The sequence below is a fragment of the Pelagerythrobacter sp. Soil_C_18 genome, assembly GCF_057657235.1.
This window is the reverse complement of sequence record NZ_JBDGIU010000001.1, coordinates 1,176,000-1,190,938: the sequence shown is the minus strand read 5'-3', so window position 1 is coordinate 1,190,938 and position 14,939 is coordinate 1,176,000. Positions and strand designations below refer to the sequence as shown.

The following is a 14,939-nucleotide window of genomic DNA, read 5'->3' as shown; positions in this document are numbered from 1 at the left end:
TGCGCGGCGGCGAGGGCGAAGTGCTCGACCGGGCGCTGGTGCTCTGGCTGCCGGGGCCGGGGACCGCGACGGGCGAGGACCTGGCCGAGCTTCACCTGCACGGCGGACGGGCCGTGGTGAGCGCGGTCGAGCGCGCGCTGGCGGACCTGCCCGGCCTGCGTGCCGCGACGCCCGGCGAGTTCACCCGCCGCGCCTTCGCCAATGGCCGGATTGACCTCGCCGAAGCCGAGGGGCTGGCGGGCCTGCTCGAAGCGGAGACGGAGCTGCAGCGGCGCTCGGCCATGGCGCTGGCCGGGGGCGCGCTGTCGCAGCAGGTCGGTGAATGGCGCGACCGGGTGCTCGCGCTTTCTGCGCAGGTGGAGGCGGTGCTGGACTTCTCGGACGAGGAGGACGCGGCGGACTTGCCGGCGTCGTTTGCGGAAGACGGGGTGCGGCTCGGCGACGAACTCGACCAATGGCTCTCCCGCCCGCGCGCGACCGTGCTGCGCGAGGGGTACCGGGTTGTCCTCGCCGGTCCGCCGAATGCAGGAAAATCTACCCTTTTCAACGCTTTGCTGGAGAACGAAGCGGCGATAACGTCGCCCATCGCCGGAACGACGCGCGACGTACTCGAACGTTCGGTCGCGATCGCCGGGATTCCCTTCGTTTTCGTCGACACGGCGGGGCTGCGCGATGACGAGAGCGGCGACGATATCGAGAAGATCGGCATTGCCCGGGCGCAGGAGCAGCTCGCGCGCGCCGATCTCGTGCTCTGGCTCGGCGAGGAAGGGCAGGGGCCGGTGGGCGCCTGGGAGATCGACGCGAAGGCGGACGACGAGGCTCGCCGGACGAAAGGCGAGGGTGCGCTCGCGCTTTCGGCGAGGACCGGGTTCAACCTGGACCGTTTGCGCGAGCGCCTGATGGCCCGTGCGCGGGACGCGATGCCCGCGCCGGGAGATGTCGCGCTGACCGAGCGGCAGTCCGCCCTGCTTGAGGGGGCGCGGGGAGCGCTCGCCGGAATCGGCGCAGTCGGCGATCCGTTGATAGCTGCCGAGCACCTGCGTCTCGCCCGCAGTGCCTTCGACCGCCTGACCGGGCGGGCGTCGACCGAGCACATGCTCGACGCGCTGTTCGGGCGCTTCTGCATCGGCAAGTGATGTTTCACGTGGAACATCGCCGTTCCGGCCCGATCCGGCGTTCGCTCTAGCGCGAGCGCTTTGACCGCCTGCACGAGATCGCCTATCGCGCGTGCCATGCGCTCCTACGATATCCTCGTCATCGGCGGCGGGCACGCCGGGGTCGAAGCGGCAGCCGTCGCCGCACGGATGGGTGCGCGCGTCGGACTGGTGACATTCGATCCCGAAACGGTCGGGGCGATGAGCTGCAACCCGGCGATCGGCGGGTTGGGGAAGGGCCACCTCGTGCGCGAGGTCGACGCCTTCGACGGCGTGATCGGCCGTGCGGCCGACGCTGCGGCGATCCACTACCGCATGCTCAACATGTCGAAAGGCAGCGCCGTCTGGGGCCCGCGAGTCCAGGCCGACCGCAAGCTGTTCAAAGCCGCCGTCCAGCATGCGCTGGCTGAGCAGGCGAATCTCGACGTGATCGCGGGGGAGGCGGCCGCCCTGATTCTGGACGGCGGCCGGACGAAGGGCCTCACGCTCGCCGACGGCGCACGCATCGAAGCGCAGGCAGTGATCCTCTGCACCGGCACTTTCCTCGGCGGCCGACTGTTCCGCGGCGAGGAACGGTTCGAAGGCGGACGGATCGGCGAGAACGCCGCGCATGTCCTCGCGGCGCAGCTTCGCGAGGCGAACCTGCCGATGGCGCGGCTCAAGACCGGCACGCCGCCGCGGCTCGACGGGCGGACGATCGATTGGGCGCGGCTGGCCGAGCAACCGTCCGACGACGGGACCTGGACCATGTCCGCCGTGAACCCGCGACGCGCGAACCCGCAGGTCTTCTGCGCCATCACCCGCACCAACGCGCGCAGCCACGACATCATCCGCGCGGGGCTCGACCGGTCGCCGCTGTTCACCGGCGCGATCGATGCGCAGGGGCCGCGCTATTGCCCGTCGATCGAGGACAAGATCCACCGCTTCGGCGACCGCGAGGGGCACCAGGTGTTTCTCGAACCCGAGGGGCTGGACACGCACCTCGTCTACCCCAACGGCGTCAGCACCTCGCTTCCGGTCGACGTCCAGCTCGCCATACTCAGAAGCATGGAAGGGCTCGAGGCCGTCGACATGGTCGTGCCGGGTTATGCCGTCGAATACGATCACATCGATCCGCGCGCGCTCACACCGGCGCTCGAACTGCGTGCGATCGGCGGGCTCTATTGCGCGGGGCAGATCAACGGCACGACCGGCTACGAGGAAGCCGCGGCGCAGGGGCTGGTCGCCGGAATGCATGCGGCTGCCACGGTGCTGGGCCGGGAGCCGGCGGCGCTCGATCGCGCCAACTCCTACATTGCGGTCATGGTCGATGATCTGACTCTGCAAGGAGTCAGCGAGCCCTATCGCATGTTGACCGCGCGCGCCGAGTATCGCCTGCGGCTGCGGGCCAACAATGCTTCGACGCGCCTGACGCCGCTGGCGATCGTGGCCGGCTGCGTCGGCGACGATCGCCGGCACTGGTTCGATTCGCGCGAGCAGCGACGTGCCGAGTGGGGCGTGCGGCTGGCGAGGGAAGTGCCCGCATCGGAGCTGGAGCAGGCGGGGCTGCCGATCCGGCGCGATTCCGGCATCCGTCGGTTGGATGAATGGCTGCGCTACAACGGCGTCGATCTTGCGGGACTGGCGCCGTGGCTCGGCCGGGGTTTCGACCCGGCTGAGGAGATCGCGTTGGAGCTTGCCGAGGACGCGATCTACGCGCCCTACCTCGAGCGGCAGGAGGCGGAGCTGCGTGACCTGCGTGCCAGCGAGACCGTCCGGCTTGGTGCGGGTTTCCCCTATGGGGACGTACCGGGCCTCTCCAACGAGATGGTGGAGCGGCTGACGACCGCGCAGCCCGAGACGCTTTCGGCAGCGGGGCGAGTCCCGGGGATTACGCCGGCGGCGCTCTCGGCGGTGCTCGTCCATGCGCGCCGCCGTGATGCGCGGCAAGAAGCCGCGTGATTGCAACCGAGGATCAGGCGCGCGCGTATGTAGCCGGGCTGTGCGATCCGGTCGCGATGGACCGGCTGATCCGGCTGATCCGCGCACTCGCCGAAGAGAACGAGCGGCAGAACCTCGTCGCACGCGCGACCCTCCCAGCGGTGTGGCAGCGGCATATCGCGGATTCGGCGCAGCTTCTCGAATATGTTCCACGTGAAACAGGAACGTGGCTCGACCTTGGCTCGGGGGCGGGGCTGCCGGGCCTGGTCGTCGCAGCGATGCGGCCCGAGTGGCCCGTGGTTCTCGTTGAATCGCGCCGGAAGCGAATCGAGTGGCTTGAGCGTATGCGGGACGAGCTTGCGCTCGAACACTGCCGGATCGAAGGGACACGACTCGAGAACGCAGACAGCGCCCCTGGGGGCGTGATCTCGGCGCGGGCCTTCGCGCCGCTCGAACGTATCCTCGCGCTATCCGCACGATTTTCCACAAGCGAAACCCTCTGGCTGTTGCCCAAGGGGCGCTCGGCGGCGCAAGAATTGCAGGAGCTGCCCAAACGGCAGCGCGCACTGTTTCACGTGGAACAATCGCGCACGGACTCCGCATCGGGCATTATCGTCGGTAAGCTGGCCGGGAGAACAAAAGCATGATCACCATCGCCATCGCGAATCAGAAGGGCGGAGTCGGCAAGACGACGACCGCAATCAACATCGCGACGGCGATGGCGGCCATCGGGTGGAAGACGCTGCTGGTCGATCTCGATCCGCAGGGCAATGCCTCGACCGGGCTGGGAATCGCGAGCTCCGACCGGGAGGGCTCCAGCTACGACATTCTGGTCGACGAGGCTCCGCTCGCCGAATGCATCCATCCGACGGCCATTCCCGGCCTCGACATCGTTCCCGCAACGGTCGACCTGAGCGGCGCCGAGGTGGAGCTCGTGTCGGTCGAGGACCGCACGGGCCGGCTCCAGCGGGCGCTTGCGAACCACCATGCGCACGACATATGCTTCATCGATTGCCCCCCGTCGCTCGGCCTGCTCACGCTCAACGCGCTTGGCGCGGCCGATACCCTGCTGGTTCCGCTTCAGTGCGAGTTCTTCGCGCTCGAAGGGCTGAGCCAGCTCCTGCAGACGGTCGAGCGGGTGCAGCAGCGCTTCAATCCCGACCTCGGCATCATCGGCATCGTCCTGACCATGTTCGATCGCCGCAATCGGCTGACCGACCAGGTTGCCGACGACGTGCGCGATTGCCTGGGCAAGCTGGTGTTCGAGGCGGTCATCCCGCGCAACGTGCGCCTGTCGGAGGCGCCGAGCCATGGTCTTCCCGCGCTCGTCTACGATCACGCCTGCGCCGGCAGCCGCGCCTATATCGCGCTTGCACGTGAACTGATCGGGCGCATTCCCGAGAAGAGGAAAGCCGCATGAGCAACTCCACCGAACCGACCCCCGCCTCGGCGCCCGTTCGCAGCGCGACCGACCGCAAGCGGAAGCTCGGCAGGGGGCTGGGCGCGCTCCTGGGCGAAACCCAGCGCGAAGAACCGCTGGTCCGTAACGATACCGGCGGCTCGGCGGAAAATGCCGGAAAATCAAGTGCTTCACCGCGCTCGGGCTTGGCCTCCATCGCGACCTCGGCGATCGAGCCGCTGCCCGGGCAGCCGCGCCGCCGCTTCGACGAGGCGGCGCTCGAGGAACTCGCCGCGTCGATCGCCCAGCGCGGCGTGATACAGCCCGTGATCGTTCGTCCGCTCGGTAGCGGGCGCTATCAGCTCGTGGCCGGGGAGCGGCGCTGGCGCGCGGCGCAGAAGGCGCGGCTGCACGAGATCCCCGCGATCGTGCGCGAGCTCGACGAAACCGAGGTCATGGCGCTCGCGCTGATCGAGAACATCCAGCGCGAGGATCTCAATCCGGTGGAGGAGGCGCGCGCCTATCAGGCGCTGGCCGACCGGCAGGGCATGACCCAGAGCGAGATTGCGCAACTGGTCGACAAGTCGCGCAGCCACGTCGCGAATCTCCAGCGTCTGCTCAATCTGCCCGACGAAGTGCTCGACCTGGTCGAGGAGGGCGCGCTGTCGATGGGCCATGCGCGGGCGCTGATCGGAAACGATGCCGCGGTCGAACTGGCGAAGCGCGCGGTGGCCCAGAAGCTCTCGGTCCGTCAGATCGAAAAGCTGGCCGCGCAACCCGCCGCGGGCGAACCGCGCCGCAAGGCGCGCAGCTCGCGCGACCCGGCGAAGGATGCGGACATTGCCGCGGTTCAGGCCCACCTGGAAGAGTTTCTCGGACTGGGCGTGCGGATCAAGACCGATGCCGATCCGCGGTCCGGTGCGGTGACGATCCGCTACCGGACCCTCGATCAGCTCGATCTGATCTGCCAGCGGCTGACCGGCGGCGATATCTAGATATCAGCTAAGTACCTGATATATAAAAGTAAGTACCTGATATCTCAAGTAAAGGCGGCGACCGGGTGGCTCCGCGGCCGCCGCCTCCCCCTACGAAGCCGCAAAGAATGCGGCTTCGCCCCAAGTCATCTGGTCTTGGTGTACTTGATCCGCTTGTCGGAACTTGGCGCGGGCGTGCGGATCACGCGGCGCTTGGTCGGCACCTGCCGTTCGACGCGCGGTTCGGCTTCGACCCATTCCTCGGTCACATACTCGCGCACGACGGCGCGCTGCGGCACGGCCATCAGGACGGGCATGTAGGTCACCGCGGGGGTGCAAGCGCAGCCATGGCCGTAATAGCCCGGGTAGCCGTAGCCATAAGGGGCAGGGGCCGGGTAGGCCGGCACCGGCGTGTGCGCGTAGCTGTGCGGATAGCGCTCCAGCATGGCCTCGCAATAATCCTCCGCCCGGTCGCGATCGACGGCCGCGCCGATCGCAGTTCCGATGGCAAGTCCGGCCAGGCCGCCGACTCCCGCGCCGATCAGCGTGCCCGCTAGGCGCTCGCCGTCGGCGACGCGATTGCCGATCAGCCCGCCCACGGCCGCGCCGAGCAGTCCTCCGGCGACACCGCCTTCTTCCCGGCCCTCGCCGGCGCGGTAGCGCGCCCGGCAGTCCGCCAGCCATGCCTCGGCGTCGAAATGAGCCGGGGGCGCGGGCGGCGCAGGATAATAGGCCGCCGGCGGCGGCGGGGCTTCGTGATAGACCGGCCCGCTGCGCCCGTACTCGTAACGGTCGGCGTACTCGCCGTACGCAGGATCGCCGGAATACTCCGGCTCGTGATAGGCTTCGGCCGGCGGCGGGGACGGCTGCGCCGGCGCCGGAAGCGGCTGGACCACAGGCGCCTGCTCGTAGAGGACTTCGCCGGGCGGCAGCGGGTATGCGTATTCGTACGGCGTCTCGGGCTGCTGTGCCATCGCCGGAGATGCGGCGCCGATCGCGCCTACCGCGGCGCCGAGCAGGGTCAGGTGACGGGCGGTCATGGTCGATCCCCTTCGTTAGGCCGAGTCGATTCCCGGCGTTAACGAAAAATCTACCATTGCAACCCGCAGAGGCACACGTGCCTGCGCGCGATGTCCCGAAACGGGGCGCCGCGGGTCAGATCCGGTCGGAGAGGATCGCAGCTAGCGCTTCCAGACCGTCCGCATCCTCCCGGTCGAAGCGCGCCGGTTCGGGACTGTCGAGATCGATCACCGCGATCACCGCGCCGCCGCGGAACACGGGCACGACCAGTTCGGAACGGCTGGCGGCATCGCAGGCGATATGGCCGGGAAAGGCGTGCACGTCCTCCACCAGCTGCGTCTGGCCCGTTCGCGCCGCCGCGCCGCACACGCCCCGGTCCAGCGGAATGCGGATGCAGGCGGGCCGGCCGGCGAACGGCCCTAGGACGAGCTCGTCCTCGACCATCCGGTAGAAGCCCGACCAGTTGAGGCGCGGCACGAACTCCCAGATCAGGGCCGCGACGTTGGCCATGTTGGCGATGCCGTCGCGCTCGCCGGCGGTCAGCGCGTCGGCGGCTGCACAGAGCTGGCGGTAAAGCTCAGGCTTGGGGAGGGCGGGGTCGGAAGCGAAATCGTACATGGCACGCCCTCTAGGGTCCGTACTTAACTGGAGCAAGGTCGTGACGAAGCGGATTTTGGCGCCAGGCCAGGAGCAAGGAGGGAGCGATGACGCTTCATCGTGACCGACGCGCAACGCCGCTTGGCGTCAAAAGCCGCCCGCCGCGCAGCGGTTGCCCGTGGAGGTCCGCCGAGCAGCGTCGCTTGCTTGCGCGTAGCGCTGCTACGCGTCTGCGCTACGCTCCTTGTCGGCGGACCTCCATGGGCAATCACGATCCTTGCTCCAGTTAAGTACGGACCCTAGACCGCTGCGCCATTGCCGCAAAGGCCTCCAGCGCGTAATCCTCCCGCTCATGAGCACCAAGCGCAAGATCCTGATCTGGGTCCTCCTCCTGATTCTCGTCCTCATCTTCGCGGCCGCCTGGCTCGTCAGGGGCGACGAGGCCGAGCTTACGGTGGCCGAGGTCACCGGCGCGGATCCCACGCTGGCGGAACCCGATTCCCAGACGATCCCGACGGTCCGCATCGCCAAGCCGGTCGGTTGGGCGCCCGACGAGGCGCCGCGCGCGGCCGAAGGGCTTACCGTCACGCGCTTCGCCGAAGGGCTTGAGCATCCGCGCGTCATCTACACGCTGCCCAACGGCGACGTCCTGGTGACCCTGACCCGCGCGCCCAAGAGCGATAACGACGAAGGCGGGTTTACCGACTGGGTCGCCGGCCTGCTGATGTCGCGCGCCGGGGCGAGGGGCGAATCGCCCGACACGCTCGTGCTGTTGCGCGATACCGACGGCAACGGCGGCGCCGAGCAGCGTTTCGTGCTGACCGACGATCTCGAATCCCCATCGGGCATCGCCTGGGCCGACGGCACGCTCTACGTCGCGAACCACGACGCGCTGCTCGCCTTCCCCTACGAACTCGGCGCGACGCAAATCACCGCCGAGCCGCGCAAGCTGATGGACCTGCCCGCCGGCGGAAACCACTGGATGCGCAACATCGCCATCGATCCGGAGGGCGCCCATATCTACGTCGCGGTCGGATCGGCTTCCAACATCGGCGAGAAGGGCATGGAGCTGGAAGAGGGCCGGGCCGCGATCTGGGAATACGACCTCGAGGACGACCGGCAGCGGATCTTCGCAACCGGCCTGCGCAATCCCAACGGCCTCGACTGGAGCCCGTGGAGCGGCGAACTCTGGACCACGGTCAACGAGCGCGACATGCTCGGCTCGGATCTCGTGCCCGACTACCTGACCAACGTGCCGATCGGCGCGCAGTACGGCTGGCCCTGGGTCTACTGGAAGAACAATATCGACCGGCGGGTGGAAGCGCCGATGCCGGCGTTCCTCATCGAATATGCCCGGCGCCCCGAATATGCGCTCGGCCCGCACGTCGCGGCGCTCGGCCTGGTCTTCAGCGAAGAAGGCGCGCGGATGGGGCCGCGTTTCGGTCAGGGCGCCTTCGTCGCGCGCCACGGGTCATGGAACCGCAAGCCGCCTGCCGGGTACGACGTGGTCTATGTCGCTTTCGACGACCGCGGCAATCCGCTCGGCAAGCCGGTCCCGGTGCTGACCGGTTTCCTGACGGGCGAGGGCACCACGCGCGGCCGTCCGACCTGGGTCGAATGGGCCGGCGACGGCGCGCTGCTGGTCAGCGACGACACCGCGGGCATTATCTGGCGCGTGATCGCTCCCGGCGCGCAGCCCCTGCCGGCGATCGAGCGCGTGCAGGGCGCTTCGTTGCCCCCGCAGCGCGAGCTGGGAGGCAGCACGGCCACCTTCGGCGACGACTATGCGCGCGAGGACGTGATCCAGTAGGGGCTCAGATCGCGCGTCCGGCGCGTCCGGCAAGCTCGTTCACATAGTGCCACGCGGTGCGTCCCGAGCGCGCACCGCGCCGCCGTGCCCATTCGAGCGCGTCGGCCTCGCTCCAGTCGAGGCCATAGGCGTCCGCATAGCCGCGGATGATGGCGAGGTAGTCGTCCTGCGTGCAGTTGTGGAAGCCGATCGAAAGGCCGAACCGGTCGGCGAGCGCGAGCGTGTCGTCGACCGCGTCGCGCGGGTTCAGCGGATCGTCCTGCTCGCGCGAATGCCGCGGCACGATCGCGCGGCGGTTGGAGGTGACGGCGAGCCGCACGTTTGCCGGCCGCGCTTCGACGCCGCCTTCGAGCCAGCTCCGCAAGTGACGCGGTCCGGCCGAGTCCTCCTCGCCGAAACCGAGATCGTCGATATAGACGAGGAAATTGCGCGCGGCCCCGCGGAGCTGCGCAAACAGGCGCGGGAGCGAGGGCAGGGCATCCGCCGCGACCTGCACCAGCGCCAGTCCGCCGGGCACCGCGGCCTGCGCCGCGACGACCGAGGCCCGCACCAGCGCCGATTTGCCCATGCCACGCGCGCCCCACAGCAGCATGTCGTGCGCGGCGTGGCCCCGGGCGATCCGCGCGACATTGGCCGCGACGGTGTCGCGCTGGGCGTCGATGCCCCGGAGCAGCGCGAGCGGCGGGGCGTCGATCGCGCCGACGGGGCGCGCCGCGTGCCCGTCCCACACGTAGGCGGGCGCTGCCTGCCAGTCGGTTGCCGGTGCGGCGTCCCCCGCGAGCCTCTCCAGCGCGTCGGCGATGCGCGCCAGAGGATCGCCTTGATCGGGCGAAGTCGCGCGCGTCATCCCGCGAGTTGCTCGCTCGTGAGCGCGTAGAGCGGCTCTGCGCCCGCCATGGCCGATGCCTTGAGACCGGCGGCCTCGGGAACGATCCGGTCGAGGAAGAAGCGCACACTGGCGCGCTTGGCAGCGGCGACGCCCGGCGCTTCGCCACTCTCGACGGCGCGGAGCTGCCGCAGCAACTGCCACCCGGCGACTGCGACGGCGGACATCGTGCAGAAAGGCACGCTGCCGGCGAGCCGGTCGTCCAGCGAAGCAGTGTCGCGCATCCATTCGCCGATCGCGGTGCAGTCGCTCGCGAGCGCGGCGAGGGCCGGCTCGCCGCCCGCAGCATCGCGCGCGATATCCGCCATCAATGCGGCGAACACCGCGCCGTTCTCGAGCCCCAGCTTGCGCGTCACAAGGTCGGCGGCCTGAATGCCGTTGGTGCCTTCGTAGATCGGGGCGATACGCGCGTCGCGGTAATGCTGCGCCGCGCCCGTCTCCTCGATGAAGCCCATGCCGCCGTGGATCTGTACGCCGAGGCTGGCCGCTTCGACGCCCACGTCGGTTCCCCAGGCCTTGATCAGCGGCACGAGCACGTCGCCGCGCCGATCGGCGGCCTCGTCGCCCAGCGTGCCGCGGTCGACCTGCCCCGCGGTGTAGTAGAGGAGTGCGCGCGCGCCTTCGGTCAGCGCCTTCATCCGCAGCAGCATGCGGCGCACATCGGGGTGCTCGACGATCGCGACCGGCATCCTGTCGGGCGATCCGGCGCGCGCCGATTGCACGCGTTCGCGCGCATAGGCGAGCGCAGCCTGCGTCGCTCGCTCGCCGATCTGCACGCCCTGGTTGCCGACGTTGATCCGCGCGTTGTTCATCATCGTGAACATCGCCATCAGCCCGCGGTTCTCCGCGCCGACGAGTTCGCCGATGCATTCCCCGTTGTCGCCGTAGCTCATTACGCATGTGGGCGAGGCATTGATGCCGAGCTTGTGCTCGAGGCTGACGCACCCCACGTCGTTCTTCGGACCGAGCGAGCCGTCGTCGTTCACGTGATACTTGGGCACGAGGAACAGCGAGATTCCGCGGCTGCCCTCGGGCGCGTCGGGCAGGCGCGCGAGAACGAGATGGACGATGTTCTCCGCCAGATCGTGCTCGCCGAAGGTGATGAAGATCTTCTGCCCGGCGATCCGGTACTTGCCGGCGTGCTCTCCGCTCTCGATCGGGGTCGCGGTCGTGCGCAGCGCGCCGAGGTCGCTGCCCGCCTGCGGCTCGGTGAGGTTCATCGTGCCCGACCACTGGCCGCTGACCAGCTTCGGCAGGTAGAGCGCCTTCTGCGCCTCGCTGCCGTGATGATCGAGCGCCTCGATCGCGCCGACCGAGAGCATCGGCAGCAGGCTGAACGCCATATTCGCGGTGCCGAGGTTCTCGAGCACGTTGCAGGCGAGCGTGAAGGGCAGGCCCTGGCCGCCGAACTCCGCCGGGCCGGCGATCGCGTTCCAGCCCTGCGCGACATAGTCGGCATAGGCCTCGGCGAACCCGTCCGGCAGGCGCACCACGCCGTTCTCGAGCGTCGCGCCTTCCAGGTCGCCCGCGCGGTTCAGCGGCGCCCATTCGCCTGCCGCGAATGCGCCGATGCCTTCGACGATCGCCTCCACCATGTCGGGTTCGGCCGCGGCAAAGCGTTCGGACGCGGCGAGGTCGGCGATTCCCGCATTGACGCGGATGGCGAGCAGCTGGTCCTGGGTGGCGGGCGAATAGGTCACGTCGTGCGGTTCCCCTTGGCTTTGCGCCGATGCGCATATAGCGCGCGCGTATGGGCGGCAAGAACACGACCGAAACAGTTTTTGCAGATGCGAAAGGAATCGCTCGCGCAGCGAGAATTCTCGCCGGCGGCGGACTGGTCGCGGTGCCGACGGAGACCGTCTACGGCCTCGCCGCGCGGGCCGACAGCGACGAGGCCGCGGCGCGCATCTACCAGGCCAAGGGCCGGCCGAGCTTCAATCCGCTGATCGTGCACGTCCGCGATGCCATGCAGGCCGCGCAGTACGCGCGGCTGGCGGGCGATGCGGACCGTCTCGCCCGGACCGTCTGGCCGGGGCCGCTGACGCTGGTTCTGCCCCGGCGTGAGGACGCGAGCCTGGCGGCGGCGGTCACTGCCGGCTTGCCGACGGTGGCCCTGCGCGCGCCCGCGCATCCAGTCATGCGGGCATTGCTCGCCGCCTGCGATTTCCCGCTCGCCGCGCCCTCGGCGAACCGCAGCGGCTTCATCAGCCCGACGCGGGCGGAACACGTCTCCGCTTCGCTCGACGGGCGGATCGACCTCGTTCTCGATGCGGGCCCGTGCGAGGAGGGGGTCGAATCGACGATTCTCGCCATTCGCGAGGATGGGCGCTGGGACGAGCTGCGCCCCGGACCGGTGGATCTCGATGCGCTCCACTGGCGGCTGTTCGACGGGCCGCGCGAGAGCGGCGGTGCGGGCGACGCGATCGAGGCGCCGGGCCAGCTCGCAAGCCATTACGCCCCGGGAAAGCCGGTTCGCCTCCACGCCGCCGCCGCCGAAGCGGACGAGTTCATGATCGGTTTCGGCGACGTTGCGGGGCACTGCACCTTGTCGCCATCGGGTGATCTCGCCGAAGCCGCCGCGCGGCTCTACGCCTGTCTGCACGAGGCGGCGCGGTCCGATCTGCCGCGCGTCGCGGTCGCGGCGGTGCCGGAAGCGGGTATCGGCGTCGCGATCAACGACCGGCTGCGCCGCGCGGCGGCCTGAGCCGGGCTAGCGCGGCTCGGGGGCGGCCGGAATGCTGGGCAGCATGACCTGGATCTCGCCGTACGTCTGCCGTGCCTTGTCGCAGGCGCGGCGGTCGCCGTCGCTGCAATCGCGCATCTCATCCGCATAGCGGCGCTCGAGCCGGCCGAGCTGCGCCTCGCGCTGACGCAGTTCGCGCCCGCGCTTTTCATCCGCTTCGGATTGGCTCGTGGTGGCGAGGTCGACCGCTCCGCTGGCGACTCTCACCGGCGCCGTGACCACGCCGACCGCGGCCTTGGCAAGGCAGCCGCCGAGCATGAGCGCACCGGGGAGAACGATAGAAGCCAAGACTATGCCGCGCATGGGAAACTCCTCCTGCGCGCAGCATAGCCTGTCAAGAGCGTCGCGGCGATGAACGCGTGCGAATTTATTCCGCTTCGGGCGTCGGGGTCGCCTCTGCCGCGGCATTGCCGCTCGCGCCGGCGGCGGCCGGGGTGCACTTGAGCGTGCCCGAGCCCATCGAGTTGATCGTGCAGGTGGCCGAGCCGGTCACCGACACGTCGCCCGAACCCATGATCGAAGCTTCGACCGTTCCGTCGGAGGCGAACGCCGCATCGCCCGACCCGGCGATGGTGATGTCGGCACTGTCGACCTTGAGCTGTTCCATCTCGGCTTCGCCCGACCCGGCGATGTTGAGCTCGAGCGTCGTCGCCCGCCCGCCCGCGCGATAAGTGCCCGATCCGGCGATGTTCACTTCGAGCACCTCGGCGTCGACCTGCGCGGTGTGCGCCGATCCGCTGCCGGCGATGGTCACTTCGGCATTTCCGTCGATCACGTCCGCCTCGACGGTGCCGGAGCCCGCGACGACCAGCTTCTCCAGTCGGGGCAAAGTGACGCGCACCGTCGCGCGGCCGTCGGTGCTGCTCCAGTTCTCGTTTTCGCGCATGATGCCCAGCGCTTCGTCGTCGAGCGTGAAGCGCAGCGCGTCGACCGCGTCCCGGTCGCCGCTGACGTCGATGGCGAGGGTCTCGCCGCGCGTCACGATCACGCTGTCGGGCCCGGCCGCGACCACTTCGGTCGGGCTCTTGCCAGTCAGATCGAGTTCCGAGAGCGGAACGCCGTCGGAGCCGTTGATGTTGATGCTTCCGTTACAGCCAGTGGCCATCATCAGCGCGACAACCGGGGCTACCCCCTTGAGAATCTTCTGCAGCATGTGAACCCTTCCTCGTGCCGAAATGGACCCAGCCCGTGTTGCCGATATAATACAGCAGCATCGTGCGTTCAACCGGGATACGAAAAAGGCCGCCCGTTGGGCGGCCTTTCGTCGGTCGGACACGACGCTTGGTCGAAATCAGGCCTCTTCGGCATTCTCGTAGTACTGCGGCGCATGTTCGCGCAGGACATTGAGGATCTTCTCGAGCGCAGCCGGCTCGTCGGTCTTCTCCATGGCCGCCAGTTCGCGCGCCAGGCGGCTCGAGGCCGCCTCGAAGATCTGCCGTTCGGAATAGGACTGCTCGGGCTGATCCTCGGGGCGGAACAGGTCGCGCGTCACCTCGGCGATCGAGACGAGGTCACCCGAATTGATCTTCGCTTCGTATTCCTGCGCCCGGCGGCTCCACATCGTGCGCTTGACCTTCGGCTTGCCCTTGAGGGTTTCCATCGCTTCCTTCAGCGTCTTGTCGCTCGACAGCTTGCGCATGCCGATCGCCTCGACCTTGTTCGTGGGAACGCGGAGCGTCATCCGCTCCTTTTCGAAGCGGAGCACGTAGAGTTCGAGCTGCATCCCGGCGATTTCTTCGTTCTGCAGCTCAATGACACGACCGACGCCGTGCTTGGGATAGACGACGTAGTCGCCGACATCGAAGGCGGGAGCCTTACTAGCCATGCAAAAGTCCTTTCTGCGGTCGGGCCCCGGGAGGCAGAAGTCAAATCGTCTTCGCGCCGCGCCGTATCGGGCGCGGTCGAAAGGTCGATTGTCCTGTCGCGAGTGGTCCGGACCTTTCTGCTGTCACGCCTGCGACCGGTCACGACCGATGCAGTTGTTGCATTATATAGCATAACAGCAACAAAATTGCGAGTCCGCAGTGTAGAGGTCCCAATCGGGTCGCCGGGCGCCGCTTCGGACCGGCTTGTCAGTCGCCTTCGCCGGGCTCCGGCGTGAAGTACTTCTCGAACTTGCCGTCCTCGCCCTTGTGCTCGTCGGCGTCGGCGGGCGGCTCCTTCTGGCTCGTGATGTTCGGCCATTCGGCGGAGTACTTCGTGTTCAGCTCGAGCCACTGTTCGAGGCCGTTCTCGGTGTCGGGCAGGATAGCTTCGGCCGGGCACTCGGGCTCGCACACGCCGCAGTCGATGCATTCGCTGGGGTTGATGACCAGCATGTTCTCGCCCTCGTAGAAACAATCGACCGGGCAGACCTCGACGCAATCGGTGTACTTGCACTTGATGCAGGCGTCGGTGACGACATAGGTCATTGGGAAGCGCTTCCTTTGCGGGCTG

15 protein-coding genes are annotated in these 14,939 nt (G+C 68.7%); 7 read left to right on the top strand and 8 right to left on the bottom strand.

All coding sequences use genetic code 11. The features are described 5' to 3' along the window. From mnmE to AC3A5N_RS05545, 5 genes are all read left to right on the top strand, one after another. On the top strand, positions 1-1,136 hold a 1,136-nt coding region (gene mnmE / locus AC3A5N_RS05565), incomplete at its 5' end, for a tRNA uridine-5-carboxymethylaminomethyl(34) synthesis GTPase MnmE (protein ID WP_487736297.1). A 96-nt stretch (positions 1,137-1,232) separates the two neighbouring features. Continuing rightward, on the top strand, positions 1,233-3,095 hold the full coding sequence (mnmG, locus tag AC3A5N_RS05560; RefSeq protein ID WP_487736296.1) for a tRNA uridine-5-carboxymethylaminomethyl(34) synthesis enzyme MnmG: 1,863 nt from the start codon (positions 1,233-1,235) through the stop codon (positions 3,093-3,095). Continuing rightward, positions 3,092-3,721, top strand: coding sequence for a 16S rRNA (guanine(527)-N(7))-methyltransferase RsmG (gene rsmG, locus AC3A5N_RS05555; protein ID WP_487736295.1), 630 nt, complete (start codon positions 3,092-3,094; stop codon positions 3,719-3,721). Before mnmG ends, rsmG begins: the two co-directional genes overlap by 4 nt. Then, positions 3,718-4,494, top strand: coding sequence for a ParA family protein (locus AC3A5N_RS05550; RefSeq protein ID WP_487736294.1), 777 nt, complete (start codon positions 3,718-3,720; stop codon positions 4,492-4,494). The genes rsmG and AC3A5N_RS05550 overlap by 4 nt, the downstream gene beginning before the upstream one ends. Continuing rightward, positions 4,491-5,468, top strand: coding sequence for a ParB/RepB/Spo0J family partition protein (locus tag AC3A5N_RS05545; RefSeq protein WP_487736293.1), 978 nt, complete (start codon positions 4,491-4,493; stop codon positions 5,466-5,468). Before AC3A5N_RS05550 ends, AC3A5N_RS05545 begins: the two co-directional genes overlap by 4 nt. Positions 5,469-5,593: 125 nt before the next feature. On the opposite strand, the gene AC3A5N_RS05540 is transcribed toward AC3A5N_RS05545, so the two are convergent. Together AC3A5N_RS05540 and AC3A5N_RS05535 are read right to left on the bottom strand one after the other, a co-directional pair. Continuing rightward, complete coding sequence (locus AC3A5N_RS05540) at positions 5,594-6,487, bottom strand: glycine zipper 2TM domain-containing protein (RefSeq protein WP_487736292.1); 894 nt, start codon at positions 6,485-6,487, stop codon at positions 5,594-5,596. A gap of 115 nt (positions 6,488-6,602) precedes the next feature. Beyond that, positions 6,603-7,085, bottom strand: coding sequence for a GAF domain-containing protein (locus AC3A5N_RS05535; RefSeq protein WP_487736291.1), 483 nt, complete (start codon positions 7,083-7,085; stop codon positions 6,603-6,605). A gap of 331 nt (positions 7,086-7,416) precedes the next feature. Here AC3A5N_RS05535 and AC3A5N_RS05530 point away from each other — a divergent pair, with 331 nt between their 5' ends. Then, complete coding sequence (locus AC3A5N_RS05530; RefSeq protein WP_487736290.1) at positions 7,417-8,874, top strand: PQQ-dependent sugar dehydrogenase; 1,458 nt, start codon at positions 7,417-7,419, stop codon at positions 8,872-8,874. A 4-nt stretch (positions 8,875-8,878) separates the two neighbouring features. Here AC3A5N_RS05530 and AC3A5N_RS05525 read toward each other — a convergent pair whose 3' ends face one another. Continuing rightward, positions 8,879-9,721 carry a DUF815 domain-containing protein gene (locus AC3A5N_RS05525; protein WP_487736289.1) on the bottom strand — a complete coding sequence of 281 codons (843 nt, stop codon included), beginning with the start codon at positions 9,719-9,721 and terminating at the stop codon, positions 8,879-8,881. Next, positions 9,718-11,460 carry an acyl-CoA dehydrogenase family protein gene (locus tag AC3A5N_RS05520; protein WP_487736288.1) on the bottom strand — a complete coding sequence of 581 codons (1,743 nt, stop codon included), beginning with the start codon at positions 11,458-11,460 and terminating at the stop codon, positions 9,718-9,720. The genes AC3A5N_RS05525 and AC3A5N_RS05520 overlap by 4 nt, the downstream gene beginning before the upstream one ends. 50 nt (positions 11,461-11,510) lie before the next feature. On the opposite strand from AC3A5N_RS05520, the gene AC3A5N_RS05515 reads away from it, so the two are divergent. Next, the gene (locus AC3A5N_RS05515; protein WP_487736287.1) at positions 11,511-12,464 is read left to right on the top strand and encodes an L-threonylcarbamoyladenylate synthase; all 954 of its coding nucleotides are present in this window, start codon (positions 11,511-11,513) and stop codon (positions 12,462-12,464) included. Between the two features lie 6 nt (positions 12,465-12,470). On the opposite strand, the gene AC3A5N_RS05510 is transcribed toward AC3A5N_RS05515, so the two are convergent. The 4 genes from AC3A5N_RS05510 to fdxA form a co-directional block, all read right to left on the bottom strand. Then, entirely contained in the window at positions 12,471-12,806 is a 336-nt protein-coding gene (locus AC3A5N_RS05510) for a hypothetical protein (RefSeq protein WP_487736286.1), read from the bottom strand. Positions 12,807-12,870: 64 nt separating this feature from the next. Then, entirely contained in the window at positions 12,871-13,656 is a 786-nt protein-coding gene (locus AC3A5N_RS05505) for a head GIN domain-containing protein (RefSeq protein WP_487736285.1), read from the bottom strand. Positions 13,657-13,794: 138 nt separating this feature from the next. Next, the gene (locus AC3A5N_RS05500; protein ID WP_203107924.1) at positions 13,795-14,328 is read right to left on the bottom strand and encodes a CarD family transcriptional regulator; all 534 of its coding nucleotides are present in this window, start codon (positions 14,326-14,328) and stop codon (positions 13,795-13,797) included. Between the two features lie 247 nt (positions 14,329-14,575). Beyond that, positions 14,576-14,914, bottom strand: coding sequence for a ferredoxin FdxA (gene fdxA, locus AC3A5N_RS05495; RefSeq protein WP_487736284.1), 339 nt, complete (start codon positions 14,912-14,914; stop codon positions 14,576-14,578). Positions 14,915-14,939 lie beyond the last annotated feature (25 nt).